Source organism: Kosakonia sp. S42 (assembly GCF_016624785.1).
GTDB classification, from domain to species: Bacteria; Pseudomonadota; Gammaproteobacteria; order Enterobacterales; family Enterobacteriaceae; genus Kosakonia; species Kosakonia cowanii.
Genome location: NZ_JACVTW010000028.1, coordinates 21,446 through 37,074 on the forward strand (window position 1 = coordinate 21,446; position 15,629 = coordinate 37,074).

The window sequence follows — 15,629 nt, forward strand, 5'->3', positions numbered from 1 at the left end:
CCTGAGTTCAGAGGGTACGGAGTCGTGCGTTTGCCTGTTCGAAATCAGGCATGTTGGATGCTCCTTCCAGCTCAACGGCCAGAGAGGCGAAGGCGGAAGCCCAGGTTGTGGCCTGCACCAGACTGTTCCCGGCGGCCAGCGAGGCGGCTAGCGCACCGTTAAAAGCATCGCCAGCACCGGTGGTATCCACGGTGACGGCAGGGAAGGCGCGGATATGGCTAAACTGGCGGTTGTCCAGCAGCAGTGCACCACGCGACCCCATTGTAATCAGCACTTTCCTGGCTCCCAGTCCGGCAATGCGCAGGGCCGCTTCTTTTGCCGTATCAAGATCGTTAATGTCGATACCCGACAATAAAGATGCCTCCGTTTCATTCGGCGTAATCACATCTACAAAGGGAATGCTGGATAAAATTTCAGCAGAATAAGGAGCAGGATTCAGAATCACTCGCTTATCCAGTTCGTGAGCTATCTTAATGATCGAATGAGTGGCATCGAAATTATTCTCCAACTGAACCAGTAAAACGTCAGACGAAGATAATTCCGGAATCATTGCCTGAATTTCATTATGGGTAATAGTCTTATTTGCCCCAGAATGAATAGCAATCATATTTTCGCCATTTTCCTGAGAAACATAAATAATCGCATTACCGGTTGGTTCACTGTCTGATTGATAAAGCGTGTAAGAGTGAATTGCAGAGCGAGTTAGGTGATCCGCGGCTAAGTTACTGAACTGATCTTTACCCACCTTTGCGACAAAATGTACCTGAGCACCGGCTTTACTTGCGGCCGTTGCCTGGTTAGCCCCTTTCCCGCCTGGCCCCAGATTGCTGCCCAGCGCCATTAGCGACTCTCCTCCCCGTGGGAAGCGTTCAACCTTAGCCACAATGTCAACATTGAACGAGCCAAATACACATACCTTACCCTGCATAAATTTTCCTTTCTGTCGCTCATCACTGGGTGATTTACGGTGATTAATAGATTGCAGTAGCACCTCAAAACTATCACCGGTTTCAGAAATAAGTTCGGACAGCAAACTACGGCGTGAAATAATTGCTCCGCCGTAGCAGCGCTGCACCAGACCCATCTCTGCAAGAGTATTTAAATCACTGCGTATCGTTTCTTTTGTGACATTAAAATGAGCGGAAAAATAATTTACGTAACCACGCTCATGCTCATCTAAATATCGCAAAATAAACTTTCTACGTTCTTCAAGAAACATAATGAACTCCGAATCACTATTGTAGTATACGAGCCGACCAAGGCCGGAAGAGTGACATTAATCCCATGTTTCCAGACGAAACGGAAGCAAACAAAAATAGCGAAAGGAGTTGTCAGATGCAGTTACCCGGACACTGTTGTAAAGCTTGCGATGAGCTAATTTTTGGTTGATTGAAAGGCCTTACATGTCAAAGACTCTGCTTACCAGACGCCTCTCGCCCAAGGGATGCCCGAAATAAAATGAGTCGGCCTGGCCTTTGCGCAGGATACGTATGACCTCAATACCTTTGATCGTGACATGCGCTGCTTTCATCGATTTACATCCCGGGGTGATGCTGATTATTCTTTTCAGCTTCCCGTGATCACATTTAGCCACGTTATTCCGGTGTTTGTTCTGCTTTGACAGTCTGGCACACTGCGAAGCGTACAGAGTAGTAATTCAGGATAGAGGCATTATGTTGGGCATTAATGTCCATTTGTGCCACAGCAACGCCCTCCCGCATGAGCATCAACGACGCAGAAGAGCCAGATATCGTTGAAGATGGGGAAGTTCGGAGCCCCCTGCGCCTCGCCGGGCCGGTTACGGATGCCTGTACCTTTCTCCCCGGCAGACCGCAAAGCCCACCGAAAAGGATCCCTTACGTACTTCAATTAATTAAATAATGTGATTTAGATCACATTTAAATACTTGTTTTTTATACAGCCCTATTACTAGGGGATCTCTGCATCCGGAGCGGGGAATATCCCTATTAACAGGCAACACTGTTGCCTGTATCCGTATGATTGCGAAAACATTAAGCATTAAGAAATGAAAATGAGATATCCGGTTTTTTTGCTTTCGATCGCCGCCCTGTGGAGTGGTGGATTTGACCCTATGTATCCAGACGTTTTTGCTCTCTATGATTGCGATAACTTCCTGCGTATATATTCCCGTGGGGAGCGATATCCCAGTGCACTATGCGGATGATGTTCGTTGTAATGATTGAACGCCACCGCCAGATTCATCACCGCTGCCTGGCTGTCCGGTTTCGGCATGATGCTGATGTAGTCCCGTTTTATCGTCTTCACGAAGCTTTCTGCTATGCCGTTGCTTTCCGGGCTTCGCACTGCTGTCGTGCAAGGCTCCAGTCCCGGCAACCGGGCGAACGCCCGCGTTTCATGCGCCCTGTACGCTGAACCGTTATCCGTCAGCCATTCCAGCGACGCTGTGGGCAACTCCCTTCCGAAGCGTTTTTCTACCGCACCCAACATGACATCCTGCACCGTTTCTTTGTCATAGCCCCCGGTACTGGCTGCCCAGTCGATTATCTCCCTGTCACAGCAGTCCTGCGCGAAGGTCACCCGCAGCTTTTCGCCATTGTCACAGCGGAACTCAAAGCCATCTGAGCACCAGCGCCGGTCACTTTCAGCACTGCTACGCGCCCCTTATGGGCCCGCTTACGGCAAGGATCAGCGGGTTTACGTTCAGGAAGCAGATTATGTGTCCTCATAATGCGATACACCCGCTTCGCATTAACCACAGGCAGGCCTTCCCGCTCTGACTCCCGTCGCAGCAGCGCCCACACACGGCGATAACCATACGTCGGCAGGTCAGCCACCGCCATGTTTATCCGGGATAGTACGATGGTATCGTCAGAGCGGGGCTGCCGTCTGTGATCCTGCCAGTCAGAGGGCCGGTGAACCCTGATGCTCAGTTGCGCACGCGACACACCAGTACTCCGGCAGACGTCGGTCAGTCGTCGTCCCCGGGCAACAAGGGCGCGTGCGCAATCCATTTTTTTGCCCGACCGAACTCCACGGCCTCTTTAAGGATCCCGGTTTCCATCGTTTTTTTGCCCGGAAGGCGCTGGAGCTCACGGATTTGCTTATTGGCGGCAGCGAGCCCGGAGGCCGGCACCACTCTTCGCCTGATGCAACAGCCGTCAGCGAACCGTCTTCATATTGCCTGCGCCATTTGAATATCTGATTTGCATTGATGCCATGCAGGCGTGCGACATGAGACACGGTCATACCGGGTTCCATAGTCTGCTGGATAATGGCGATCTTCTCCTGAGGAGTTTTACGTTTACGGACTTCTTGCCCTAACAGGATCCCGGTCATCTCAAAATTGGCGTTAGTGTTAGACATATATTCAAGCCTATCTCTTATCTGGAGATACAGCTACTGTCTGGTGTTTCAGGGGGCTACATCAGTAAGAGGTAAGAGGTAAGAGGTAAGAGGTAAGAGGTAAGAGGTAAGAGGTATGATTTAAATTAATGGCGAATAAATAATATGAGATATGATATTTATCATAAAACATATATTAATATCTGATATGACTAATACAAAATAAACCCATGTATGATTTACCCCTTACGGTAAATAATCAGACGGAGCGTGCAGAATGGGTGATAAAGTATACTTTCGCCTCAGCTATGAAACGATGACCGGCGACACGGAAGATTTTGTTAACGGATGTCTTGAACGGGCAAACCGTGCGGACTGCAATGATGCCGATGCGGAGATTGCCCGGGCACGCAGTGCCATTGAATTCTGGTACTGCCTAGCACTGGCGGGTCGTGCACCTGACGACATCATCGACAGGGACCAGCTGAGGCTGACTGAGATTATCCTGCGTGCGCCTACTGCAGAGCAACGCTCATGGCAGCCGTAATGTCCCGCCAGCTATCGTCACTGCAGCGGAGTATTCTCATCGTGCTGGCCACCCTCGATGACGCCGTACCCGGACCGGTACGTACCCGTGACCTGGAGCGCATGCTGGCCGAAGGTGGCGATCGGCCGGTGTACGGCAACAGCCTGCGCGCCTCCTGCCGGCGGATGGAAGCCGCGGGCTGGCTGCGCCTACTGCGCGCACCGAACCTGCAACTGGCCGTCGAGCTGACGGATACCGGTCGTGAGCTGGCCACCCCGTTACTCGGTACCGAACGGGAACGGAATCGGGCGGAGCAGCGTGCCACCGATGTCCGCGTGCTGCCGGTATATGACATCCGGTGCCCGATACCGACACTGAGGTGATGATTGATGGCAGGCCGTACCTGGCATGCCGAGGCGATTTTGTGGTACGACTAGACGGGTGTACCTGCCTGCAGCTGACGCGCGCCGGCGGCTACGTGGAGTATCTGGCAGGTGATGCGCTTCAGGTGGCCACGTGGTACCAGATTTGTCTCGCCGCCGGTCTCCCAGGACATGTTCAGGTTAATGAGGGTCGGGTTCCGGCCGTGACCACACTGGAGGATACCGGACCGCAGACGGAGATCCAGGAGCGTAAAGCCCTTAATGACCTCCTGGCCCGGCTGGCCCGCTGGCACATTCACTGCGATCGTGGCAGCCTGGAAACCCTGATGTTTTCCCCGTCCCGCAGCCCGTATGAAAGCTGGCAGCAGCGTCTGCAGTGGCTGGCGATCGGGGAGAACGCCAGAATGTTTGATTTTTACAGTGACCGCTCCCGGGAGGAGGCTCTGCCGGCGCTGATGTACCTTGAAGAGACGTTCGGCAGGGAAAATGCAAAAGACTTTGCTACAACCGTTCGCTGGCAGAAACAGGTAAAATGAGAGTTCATCTGATCACGACATGTTCTGCAGGAAAAACCACCCCAGCTGGGGAAACAGTGTTTCTGTACCAGTTGCCTGGGGTTGATGTAGCTCTGTCTGCCTGAAGGAACTTGCTACGCAACGTTTGCACGATACTACCAGCCGCACACCTTTACCGTGGGCTTCACTGGTCGCGGGCACGGAAAGTGGCCACTCGCCATTCCGATCTGGAACTGTGGATCATTTCAGTTGGACTTGGCCTGCGCCATGCGACCGATCCTGCTGTCCCTTATGAGGCTACTTTCCGGATGATGCCCTTCCAGGGTTCCGAAGTCTGGAAAAAACTGACAGAAAAGCCGCCTATTAAAGGTCGTTGTAACTCGTTGTCAAAGCTAATGTATAGATTTCCCGAAGATCAATTTGTCGTTGCTGCATCACCACACTACCTTACGGCAATACTTTAGGATCTTATGCAGGGGAAAGACAACCTGAACGACGCGAACGCGCAACTGACGGTCGTCTCATTCGGTGGATGTCCGGTACCTCTTCTGCCGTATTTAAACCGAAGCCATTCCGGCATGCTCGCAGAACTGAACACCAATATGACAGGACTGAACATCAGTCTGGCGTCCCGTGTAATTTCACGCCTGATGTCCCCGGAGATTAAGTAACCAAACCTACCTATACAGCCCCTCTTATCTCACCTCGGAGTTAATATTAAAACAATGGCGTTACGGTATCCTGCTCGGTGTATTTATCATCTTCACTGCCCGTGCAGATTTTGATGGTCGGGTGGTACGCATTCTCGATGGTGACACGATTGAGGTTCTGTCTGCCTCTGGACAGAGTGTCCGTATCAGGCTCGCCGGTATAGATGCCCCGGAAAAAAATCAACCATTCGGACAGCGCTCCCGCCAGGCACTGAGCTCATTTTTGGCACAGAAAACAGTTCAGATTGAAGGTGACAAGAATGACCAGTATGGCAGGTTGCTCGAGACGGTATGGATGGAAGGCTCTGATGTGAATGCACTCCAGGTAAAAAATGGAATGGCCTGGGCTTACCGTTATCATGGCAGGGCATTAAACCCGCAATACGAACAACTGGAAAGCACTGCCAGAGGCAAAAATATCGGCCTATGGTCAGTCCCGGGACAAACAGAACACTGGCGCTGGCGACAAGCATCCAAAGAATGAAACAAACGTGATGCAATAGCCCCCGTTTAAACCGGACACTTCACCAGTAAGACATAGGCATAGAGCTATGTTTAAGGAGTGTCCTGTGCAAAGAATCGAAGTGATCACTGGCGGGCAAAAGAGCCGCCGTTATACTCCCGAAGAGAAAGCCCGTTTTGTTGCGCTCGCCATGCAGCCCGGCTACACCGTCTCACTCGTTGCCCGGCAATATGGCATCACACCCAGTCTTCTTTTTAAGTGGAAACGACTCATGAACGAGGGTGGCAAGTCTGCAATCGCCGCAGGCGACGAGGTGGTCAGCGTCTCCGGGCTCAAAGCGCTGGAGAAAAAAGTCAAACAGCCTGAACAGATGCCCGGACGCAAAACGATGGAAGCCGAAATCCTTCGGGACGCGCCTGAGACAGCCCTGGCAAAAAAGTTGATATCGCGCATGCCATTGCTGCCACCGGACGATACCCCCTTATCCGGATAGCTGAAGTGCTCTGTGTATCGCGTTCGAATCTGTATGACCGGTTGCTGGAGAAACGCCAGCACCGGTCAGTCCGCTACAGCAAAGACGATGACGCCCGACTGTTATCGCTTATTCGCCAGATATGCAGCGGGTGGGCGACAAACGGCTATCGTCGCGTGACTGCGCACCTCAATCGTGCGCTGAAGGAACAGAACTGGCGGGTTAACCCCAAACGTATTTACCGGATCATGCAGGCGAATAACCTTTTACTGGCAAAATCTGGCCATAAAAAACCCGAGCGCTGTCATACCGGCAACGTCGTGACACTTAAGCCGGATACGCGCTGGTGTTCAGATGGTTTCGAAATCCGCTGCTGGAATCGGGAAGTCGTGCGGGTGGTGTTCAGCCCTGACTGCTGTGATCGTGAAGCCATCTGCTGGCCGGCCACAACAGGTGGTATAAACAGCGTTATGGTACAGGATCTGCTGACAGAGAGTGTAGAAAAGCGCTTTGGAAATACGCTTTACCTGCCACACGCCGTTGAGTGGCTGACCGATAACGGCAGTTGCTACATAGCGGACGCGACAAGGACGTTCGCTGCCTCACCCGGGTTCAACGTGTGTACGACGCCCGTGCGCAGTCCGGAGAGCAACGGGATGGCGGAATCGTTCGTGAAAACGTTCAGGCGTGACTACGTGTATGTGAATGACCTGCCGGATGCGGTGACCGTAATGGAAAAACTGACAGAATGGATGGAAGACTATAATAACTGGCATCCCCATAAAGGACTGAAAATGCAGTCACCGGGAGAGTACAGAAGTTCGCTACTCGCTATAAATTAGCCGTGTCCGTTTTAGCGGGGGCAACTCCTCGTGAACTGCAGCGTCTGCCGGGTAAGAAGACGATGGAGGTTGAGATCCTCAAAGAGGCCGTGGAGTATGGACAGTCGCGAAAATGGATAGCGCATGCGCCCTTGTTGCCAAAGGACAAGAATAGCTCAGGTCAGCAGCACTATGGGTGTGTCGCGTGCGCAGTTATCACCGCGGGTTCATCGTTCTGCTGACTGGCAGGATGGTTGCTTTAACCGATGCAATGAGGAAGCTGATGCGGAGGTGTTGTCACGCATCCTCAATATTATCAGTGATATGCCCAGTTATGGTTATCGCCGGACCTGGGCGATATTGCGAAAGCAGCTTAGTGGTGAAGGTCTTCCCCCGGTAAACGTCAAACGAGTCTACCGAGTGATGAGTGAGCATAACCTGTTGTTGTTACATGATAAACCTGAGAGACCGAAGCGTGAACATAAAGGCAGGATCGCGGTAGCAGAAAGTAATATGCGCTGGTGCTCCGATGGCTTCGGGTTCGGTTGTGATGACGGTGACAAGCTAAGGGTGACGTTCGCACTGGACTGCTGCGACAGAGAAGCCATAGACTGGGCTGCGAGTACCGGCGGCTATGACAGTATTACCGTTCAGGACGTGATGTTGGGTGCGGTTGAAAAGCGCTTCGGTGCCAGGCTCCCGGATAAACCGGTGCAGTGGCTGACAGATAACGGTTCGGCGTATACGGCACATGACACGCGTAAGTTCGCGAGAGAGCTGAATCTGGAAGCCTGTACAACAGCAGTGAGCAGCCCACAGAGTAACGGCATGGCTGAACGGTTCGTGAAAACGATGAAAGAAGACTACATCGCGTTCATGCCAAAACCCGATGTGCGAACGGCATTGCAGAACCTTGCAACGGCGTTCAGTCATTATAATGAACCATCCGCACAGTGCGTTGAGATACCGCTCCCCGAGGGAATATCGACGCCAGCGGGCATCGTTAACTTAAGATACAAAAGCTGTCTGGAGACCGCGGGGCAAGAACACACTACCCGGATAACCGTAATTCGCAACAGGGTAGTTATGGTAAATCAGGGGGCAGCTTTGAATGCTTATTCGCTGACTTTCTTCCTTATAAAAATCATTGTACAATGAAATGTACAATTGTTGGAGGTTTATATGAGAGCAGTAAGTTACAGTGAAGCAAGACAGAATCTGTCTACAACAATGCTGCAAACGGTTGAGGACAGAGCTCCCGTACTTATCACCCGTCAGAACGGTGAATCATGCGTGTTGATGTCACTTGAAGAGTACAACTCACTTGAAGAGACTGCATATCTGCTTCGGTCTCCGAAAAATGCGCGCAGACTTATGGACTCGATAGAAAGCCTTAAAAGCGGTAACGGTGTGGAAAGGGAAATCATTGAGTGAAACTGACGTGGTCTGCTGAAGCATGGGAAGATTATCTTTACTGGCAGGATACGGATAAAAAAACGGTAAAAAAAATAAATGAGCTCACCAAGGATGCCAGCAGGGCGCCTTTTGAGGGGAAGGGAAAGCCCGAACCTCTGAAGCACAACCTTGCGGGGTTCTGGTCTCGGAGGATCACAGCTGAACATCGGCTTGTCTATGCCGTAAGCGATGATGCCTTGCTGATAGCATCCTGCCGCTATCACTATTGAACATGTCTGAAGGCTGCTTACGAGCGGCCTTTTAATAACTTCCGCTAAGAGATGTTATGTTTAATTAGACCTTGCGGCGGGTTCAGAAAGCATTCAGCAGGAATGCTGATAATCTGCTTAGTTTATGACAAAATTTACATTTTATTTAAGGGATTAGGAACATGGATCAATATTTCGATGACATTCAGATTTCAGATAAAGGGATGATTAAGTTGATTAGGAATGAAGGGAAAAACTATATATTCCCTGCAAGTAATATTATCCGAATATATGGTGTTAAACCGTATGAGGATCCTGGCTCATGGGTGTCTGTTGTTGTGACTATTATTTGCGCGCTTACTGGAAGAACCTTGCAAGAGGATCTAACCGTTGGACTTGAAACTAATGATGGTGACTTACACGTAAGGGTGATTTTGACCGATGATTTAGAGAAAAGGATTAAGCGTGCTCGCTCGTATTCGAATGATCGAGCTAAAGAAAAATACGGGGTTTTCAGGTAACGGGGTCTGAAGCCCAACCGTACGAAAACGTACTATAAGGGCTTCCCCGGCATGTCAACGCCGGTGTTAATGGAGTGGGTCTGCACTACAGTTAAAAATAAAGGGGAGAGACTGCGGTACTATAAACGGTCATAATGAATCGTTATCGATTCGGACCCTGATGAAAGACGCTCGTGAGGTTCTTGTTCGCTAAGCGGATACGTATATCCTGTACGTTTTACAGATAATCCTCACGGGGTCTAACCCTTTATCATCAACGAGTTGCAGATCAGATGGTCATTCTGTTCCTTCGTGCGTTAGCTGGCTGAGTACAGCCTGAAATCATCACCGTAATGCAATGATGCCCGGCACAGCCTTGCATTTTTGGCGGCGATGGCAACAACAGCGCGCCAGTATCCTCTGCGTTCGACCAGTGATCAGACCCAACGACTGAATGAGTCAGTCCTTTTCTCCGCCCCGATCAGGACCGGGCGGGCACCCTGACCAGAAGTGTTCTCAGATACGAATCGCCGGCTTTTGTGATCCTGCCGAGCTTTGACTTTCCGCCGCTGCTGTACTGCGATGGCGTCAGTCCCAGCCAGGCTGCCAGCTGGCGCCCATTCTTAAAATCATGGGCATTACCGATACTGGCGACCAGCGCACAGGCAGTTGTAGGGCCAACTCCCTTCAATTCCATCAGCCGCTGGCTGCGGTGATCGGTTTTGGCCATGCGGGACAAAATTCGGTCATATTCAGCTATGTTAGCTTCAATGCGATCAACGTGCTCCAGCAAATCATCAACACATTGCTGAACCTTAAGGGGTAAAGAACCCTTCTGTGCAGAAACCATATGTCGCAGGGCATCAGTACTTTGTGGCGCAATGACGCCGAATTCTGATATCAGGCCCCGCAGGCGATTATATGTTGCTGTTTTCTCTTCGATAAAACCCTGACGGGTACGATGTAAACACTGCATGGCCTGCTGGCTTTCGTCTTTCACTGGTACAAACCGCATATGTGGGCGACGAACCGCTTCGCAGATAGCCTGAGCATCAGCTGCATCATTCTTCCCTGATTTGCCGGCCATGCCGGTAAGGAGACACAAATTTAGCGGCCATCAGACGTGGCTCATGACCATACTGCCGGAACAGTCTTGCCCAGTAATGCGCTCCGGAACAGGCCTCCATTCCGATAACACAGGGCGGCAAACCAGCAATCAATCCGGGAAGAGCGGTGCGGCTTACTCTGGATTTAATCAGAACTGTTTTGCCATTCAGGTCAACACCGTGAACAGCGAACACATTTTTAGCAAGATCGATACCGACAGTAGTGATGGTCATAACGAATCCCTCCGGGGCTGTGTTTACCCCATGATCGCACAAGAGTTAATCAGGCGCATATCCAGGGGAAGTCCCTTCCATTCGTTAAGCAATGTTTTCTTCCTCTGACGCCTCTTTTAATGGTCGCCGATGCCCTTTAGTCACCAGCACTGCCAGTGTGAAGGAATAATGGCCGAGCATAATGTATGCCCGTGGCACAGCAATATCCTCATCATTCAGCGTTTCGTCCTGACTCCGGAGATGAGCAAAAGCTGCCTGTATATAAATCGTGTTCCACTCCGGGAATGGAGTATTATTGACTGTGCCTCACAGAGTTATCGCAGCCTGGCTGTAACGAATTATTTCAGGGAAAGAGCGAACATGTCCATAACCATCAGCGTCCTGCTGGAAAACCGGCTTAAGCCCGGCTCTAAAAATTTGCTGCGTGCTAAAGCCGGACTCAGTCTGTTGATTCAGGATGAAAATGATTCAGTTCTGTTTGATACCGGCCCTGATGATAGCTTCATGCATAATGCAGGTTTAATGGGAGTCGATTTGACAAACCTTACCGCAGCTGTACTTTCCCACGGTCACTATGACCATTGTGGCGGTGTTCCGTGGATACCTGACGCATGTCGGATAATATGCCATCCAATGGTGGCGGATGAGCGCTACTCGGCTGTAAGGTTTCCAGGCTATACCGCCAGAATTAAAAAATTGTCGATACATAATGATTTTTCACGTTTTCGCATGGAGTACAGCAGTACCCCACTACATATCGGGGAGCGTTTTATGTGGTCAGGAGAGATCCCTGTAGCCAAACCGCGTGCTTACGGCGTAATCGGTCATAAGAATACGAAAGAGGATTATGTAAAAGATGAGGGGGTTTTAATTTATAAATCCGACTTTGGGTTGATCATTTTTATCGGTTGTGGTCATCGTGGGTTGATTGATATCGTACGTCACTGCCAGAATATAACCGGGATAAATCATATTCATGCCATTTTCGGTGGTTTTCATCTGCGCTGTGCATCACCTCTAAGGCTCTGGAAGATAAGACAATTTCTACACCTTCACAAACCAGATAAAATAATGGGTTGTCATTGTACTGGTAAATGGGGTTGCTTGTGGTTGCCGGAAGCAGTCTCTCCGGCAACAGGTGATGTTTATGTTCTTGGGTAGGGTTTAAATAAACAGAGTTACTATCACGGCACAGCCACTGAGCAGCACCAGGGTGCCGACGATTTTCATCAGCATGCCTCCCTTGATTATAAAATATACGGATGGGATAAAGAACACCGTAGTGACTGTGACTGGCATCGAACCATTAGCAATTATTTTCACTATGCTGGGATTTGCTGTTCCGGACACGGTACAGATGAAAATGTTGCAGCTTAAAATAACCCTCTTGTTCAATGCACCAAAAGAACCTGTCCCGTCAATAACACCTGTCAGTGTTCCTGTATAGGCGCCAGCAGTCAGCAGAGAAAGAAGCAGTGCTGCACCAAACCACACAACCTGATTACCGCTGAGATTCGCAGTATAAGAAAGAGCATCAATATTTCTGTGGTTGATAATATTAATATCTTCGGGTGTTAATAACCGACTGACTGCCAAGACAAAAATGATAATAAACGCAAAGATAATTATTTTTCCTGCAATCATTTTTCGCGCTTCCGGATTTTCGGAGTTTTTAGTGAAGCGCTGGATGCATGGGGTAAAATTGAAAGTGAAAAGAAAAACAGGTAATAATAGCGAGGCTATTAAAAGAGCCCATAGCCGGTAAGTTTATTAACTGTTCCCGGACTGGCTGAAAGAAAAATAATACAGCCACCCCTGCAACCGAAATGATAGAAAGAAGCGCGATCCGCGAAATAAGCTTTTCCACCTCGTTATTAAAAAGTAGCCAGATCACAGAAAGGGCTGAACTTAAAAACAGCGAGACAAAAAAACGGACAATTAAACTCTCTGAGAGAAATGAACTTACCACATTAACCAGTGCTATGAAGTTTATAAGAACAATAATCATCATCGAAACTATAAACAATGCACAAATTACAGATGTAGAACGGCGTCCAATAAATTTCGAGGAGGCTGCCAGGTAATCTTTATCTGGGTGAAAAGTGATAAACTTAAAAAAAATAGTGAGCCATTAGTGAAACTAACATAGCACCAGTGATAAATACAAAAAAAGGTACCATTCCAAGTACAACGGGGCCTACTGCCTGAGGTAAAAAGAAAATACCGGTCCCAAAGGCAGTAGAAAAAAAGTTACAGGCCAGTATAAATATGAAATTCGCATAATATTACTCATCTAATGATGAACATAAGTCTTCTTATTATCTACAAGTGCTATTCAAAACAGGATCTTCCGAAAAACACCAGCAGCGAAGGTAAAGAGAGGTTTCCATAGAACGCTGACGCTGCCCTGTATCCGTTAAGAACATTGGTTCGCGAGCAAAGTGGGAATACACCGATATGAGAAGTGTAATTATCAAAAATCTTATTGGAGGAAATTTAATACTTGATCGCCCTGAACGTGGCTGCATTGCCTGCAGCGCAGGTAGATTTATTATCGTCTATAATGGCAAATGTTTGTTCGTCAACTGTCATTAAAATATTGCTACCCTGTCGATTAAACAAAATATTATCATCCATAGAATTTTTGATGTGTCTTTTGAACCGATCTGCCATGGTCTTTTCACTGACATAAAATGACCTGATATCTATACCATAGCGTTTGTTATTTTCTTTGATGTAGGCATTTATTTTTTCCGGGATAATATATGGTGATGTCGCCATCTTTCTGTAATTATTAGCACCATCGATTTCATGTCCGTCGCTTTTCTCCATGTAAAAATCATTGATTTCCATGAGAAAATCAGGCTAAATGTTTAACTGTTTCTTTGATTTTACAATATAATCGATACAGAATCTGGCTGATTTCTCAACCTCATTGCTTACTGCAAAACGATCGTCAAGATTTACAACAGTATGTCCTCCTGAAATAATAATTTTTTTGCCAAGATTACTCCTGGCCAGCTCAATCAGAATGTCTAAATTATGGTCGCCGACTTCATCATTAATTATTTCAGTCACACCAGTTTCATCTGCTCTGTAGACAATGAATCTGTCAACGTCTTTCCATCCTTTGGTACAGTTGCATTTATAATCCCTGAAAATTACGCACTCTGCAGTCTTGTAGAAGTTTTCTTCTCTTAAGGCAAGCAACTCAATATCATCCATAATAATATCTCCCTTAATGTGTGGCAAATCAGGTGGAACCTACATCAACTACAGATTTAATTTTGCCACTCACGTCAAATACTAAAAAAAACACCCGCCGACAGTGATATTCTGCGATTCAACTCACAAAACATCACTTGGCATCTTTTATCCATTTCTTTTATATGGTTATGTGTTTTTGAATTAAATGCGGGGAGGTGGGCGAGTGGTTTAAGCCAGATTAAGGTAATTGCAAAATTTCCTGAGTCCACACGATTTATCGTGTCGTAGGTTCGAATCCTGCTCTCTCCGCCACTCCATTCTATATTGGCCTGTCCGACTTTGCAGTATCCTGTTCCTAAAATGAAAATTTTAACTTCATGAAAATCGATTGCATTTTTTGACTAAAGAAAAAGTGTTTTTTTGAGGATCTCATTCAAAACGAATGGTTTTGTTTCTTTCCTAAATATGTAATATTCAATAAAAATCATATTATAACTTTTGTGACATCTTCTAAGGTGTGTCCCGTAACTATTTTTTGTACAATCTGATGCACGGTTTGACTACAAAAAGTTCTTTAATTTGGCTCGTTACGATTTCCCTGATGATGCATGGACACTGATTTCCCCTATGCTCCCCCGGAGAGAGGTTCCTCCAGAGGGGGACGCCCTTACTTTGCGCACCGCCACGTCATGAATGGCACATTTTGGGTGCTTTGCTCCGGTGCGCCCTGGCGGGATTTACCTGAACGTTATGGTCGCTGGAAAACGATTTACAACCGTTTTAACCGGTGGTCTAAAGCCGGGATAATGAACAGTATTTTCAATAGATTACTCCAAATTCTGGATGAAAAAGAGCAGGTTGACTGGGATGTCATAGCGCTTGATGGCAGCAACATTCGTGCCCTGAAAGCAGCCGCAGGCGCGAAAAAAAACATCCTGATGAACTCAACGATCATGGGCCTGGTCGCTCTCGCGGCGGCTTTGGCACCAAAATCCATCTGGCGACAGATGGCACCGGATTGCCGTTAAGTTTTTGCCTGAGCGGTGGACAGGCTCATGAAAGCCAGTATGCGAAAGCTTTACTCAACCGGGTCGGCGTTATTCGCAAAAGTGGGTGCCTGAAATCACGTCCAAAAGCAGTCCTGGCAAATAAGGGATACTCAGATGGAAACTTTCGTATTCATTTGAAAATAAAAGAAATAAAAACAGTAATTCCTTTCAAATCGAATGAAAAAGCCAGTCAGTACAGGCGTCGAAAACTCGATATACAACGGTACAAAAAACGCAATGTCGTGGAGCGCTGTTTTGCGATACTAAAAGAAAATCGCCGTATCGCAACACGTTCAGAAAAAACGGCGAGAAACTATCTGAGTATGCTGAAACTGGGAGCAATCAGGTTATTTTTAAAGTGGTTGTTAAGTTAAGGGACACACCCTAGTATCTTACCGTTGAGCGAGAAATGCTGAGCAACCGGGCAATTTCAGTTGCGCCAGTCCCCTTCCGGTGAAACGCCAGAACTCTTTCTCTGTCGATGGTGCGCTTGCGGCCAAACTGGATACCTTTCAGTTTAGCTTCCTACCGCCCCTCATTCGTACGTTCCAGTATTCTCCGCCTTTCAGCTTGGGCTACGGCAAACAGGATGGTAACCACCATCTGACCCATTTCGCCGTCGGTACATCTGATTCAGAAGTAATCGGCCGCTCTC

At 48.4% G+C, this 15,629-nt stretch carries 11 protein-coding genes, 1 tRNA gene and 8 pseudogenes; 11 read left to right on the forward strand and 9 right to left on the reverse strand.

The features are described from left to right. Positions 1–7 precede the first annotated feature (7 nt). The 3 genes and pseudogenes from IAE50_RS21015 to IAE50_RS21025 all read right to left on the reverse strand — a co-directional run bounded on the left by IAE50_RS21015 (position 8) and on the right by IAE50_RS21025 (position 3,318). Positions 8–1,219, reverse strand: coding sequence for a PfkB family carbohydrate kinase (locus IAE50_RS21015; protein ID WP_200581180.1), 1,212 nt, complete (start codon positions 1,217–1,219; stop codon positions 8–10). A 180-nt stretch (positions 1,220–1,399) separates the two neighbouring features. After that, positions 1,400–1,618 (reverse strand): annotated as a pseudogene (locus tag IAE50_RS21020) (DDE-type integrase/transposase/recombinase); the annotation flags it as partial. 497 nt (positions 1,619–2,115) lie between these two features. After that, a pseudogene (locus IAE50_RS21025) lies at positions 2,116–3,318 on the reverse strand (IS3 family transposase). A gap of 283 nt (positions 3,319–3,601) precedes the next feature. Between IAE50_RS21025 and IAE50_RS21030 the strand changes: the two are divergent. The 8 genes and pseudogenes from IAE50_RS21030 (at position 3,602) to IAE50_RS21065 (ending at position 9,399) form a co-directional block, all read left to right on the forward strand. After that, entirely contained in the window at positions 3,602–3,871 is a 270-nt protein-coding gene (locus IAE50_RS21030) for a hypothetical protein (protein WP_200581181.1), read from the forward strand. After that, positions 3,859–4,427: pseudogene (locus IAE50_RS26105) on the forward strand (hypothetical protein); the annotation flags it as partial. The gene IAE50_RS21030 and the pseudogene IAE50_RS26105, both read left to right, overlap by 13 nt. Before the next feature lie 1,113 nt (positions 4,428–5,540). Continuing rightward, a complete protein-coding gene (locus tag IAE50_RS21040; protein WP_309228102.1) occupies positions 5,541–5,942 on the forward strand; it encodes a thermonuclease family protein in 402 nt (133 codons plus the stop codon). An 85-nt stretch (positions 5,943–6,027) separates the two neighbouring features. Continuing rightward, a protein-coding gene (locus IAE50_RS21045) for an IS3 family transposase (protein WP_200581182.1) occupies positions 6,028–7,235 on the forward strand; the annotation gives its coding sequence in 2 pieces (ribosomal slippage) (positions 6,028–6,349 and positions 6,349–7,235; 1,209 coding nt in all). A 29-nt stretch (positions 7,236–7,264) separates the two neighbouring features. After that, positions 7,265–8,226 (forward strand): annotated as a pseudogene (locus tag IAE50_RS21050) (IS3 family transposase); the annotation flags it as partial. A gap of 170 nt (positions 8,227–8,396) precedes the next feature. After that, a complete protein-coding gene (yefM, locus tag IAE50_RS21055; RefSeq protein ID WP_024176566.1) occupies positions 8,397–8,648 on the forward strand; it encodes a YoeB-YefM toxin-antitoxin system antitoxin YefM in 252 nt (83 codons plus the stop codon). Next, positions 8,645–8,899, forward strand: coding sequence for a Txe/YoeB family addiction module toxin (locus IAE50_RS21060; protein ID WP_200581183.1), 255 nt, complete (start codon positions 8,645–8,647; stop codon positions 8,897–8,899). Before yefM ends, IAE50_RS21060 begins: the two co-directional genes overlap by 4 nt. A 161-nt stretch (positions 8,900–9,060) precedes the next feature. Then, the gene (locus tag IAE50_RS21065; protein ID WP_200581184.1) at positions 9,061–9,399 is read left to right on the forward strand and encodes a hypothetical protein; all 339 of its coding nucleotides are present in this window, start codon (positions 9,061–9,063) and stop codon (positions 9,397–9,399) included. 296 nt (positions 9,400–9,695) lie between these two features. On the opposite strand, the pseudogene IAE50_RS21070 reads toward IAE50_RS21065, so the two are convergent. Both IAE50_RS21070 and IAE50_RS21075 read right to left on the reverse strand, forming a co-directional pair. Further along, a pseudogene (locus IAE50_RS21070) lies at positions 9,696–10,718 on the reverse strand (IS110 family transposase). Positions 10,719–10,802: 84 nt separating this feature from the next. Then, positions 10,803–10,994: pseudogene (locus tag IAE50_RS21075) on the reverse strand (hypothetical protein); the annotation flags it as partial. 84 nt (positions 10,995–11,078) lie between these two features. Between IAE50_RS21075 and IAE50_RS21080 the strand changes: the two are divergent. After that, positions 11,079–11,879 (forward strand): MBL fold metallo-hydrolase, encoded by an 801-nt coding sequence (locus IAE50_RS21080; RefSeq protein ID WP_200581194.1) that lies wholly within the window; start codon positions 11,079–11,081, stop codon positions 11,877–11,879. 3 nt (positions 11,880–11,882) lie between these two features. Here the strand turns inward: IAE50_RS21080 and IAE50_RS26110 are convergent, their stop codons facing one another. From IAE50_RS26110 to IAE50_RS26120, 3 genes are all read right to left on the reverse strand, one after another. After that, a complete protein-coding gene (locus IAE50_RS26110) occupies positions 11,883–12,362 on the reverse strand; it encodes a hypothetical protein (RefSeq protein ID WP_234467270.1) in 480 nt (159 codons plus the stop codon). Between the two features lie 852 nt (positions 12,363–13,214). Next, on the reverse strand, positions 13,215–13,550 hold the full coding sequence (locus tag IAE50_RS26115) for a hypothetical protein (protein WP_234467271.1): 336 nt from the start codon (positions 13,548–13,550) through the stop codon (positions 13,215–13,217). 33 nt (positions 13,551–13,583) lie between these two features. Next, entirely contained in the window at positions 13,584–13,943 is a 360-nt protein-coding gene (locus tag IAE50_RS26120; protein ID WP_234467272.1) for a hypothetical protein, read from the reverse strand. A gap of 191 nt (positions 13,944–14,134) precedes the next feature. Here IAE50_RS26120 and IAE50_RS21095 point away from each other — a divergent pair. Both IAE50_RS21095 and IAE50_RS21100 read left to right on the forward strand, forming a co-directional pair. Next, positions 14,135–14,237 (forward strand) — tRNA-OTHER (locus tag IAE50_RS21095). Positions 14,238–14,504: 267 nt separating this feature from the next. Beyond that, positions 14,505–15,348, forward strand: a pseudogene (locus tag IAE50_RS21100) (IS5 family transposase). A 10-nt stretch (positions 15,349–15,358) separates the two neighbouring features. On the opposite strand, the pseudogene IAE50_RS21105 reads toward IAE50_RS21100, so the two are convergent. Further along, a pseudogene (locus IAE50_RS21105) lies at positions 15,359–15,598 on the reverse strand (helix-turn-helix domain-containing protein); the annotation flags it as partial. Positions 15,599–15,629: the final 31 nt, after the last annotated feature.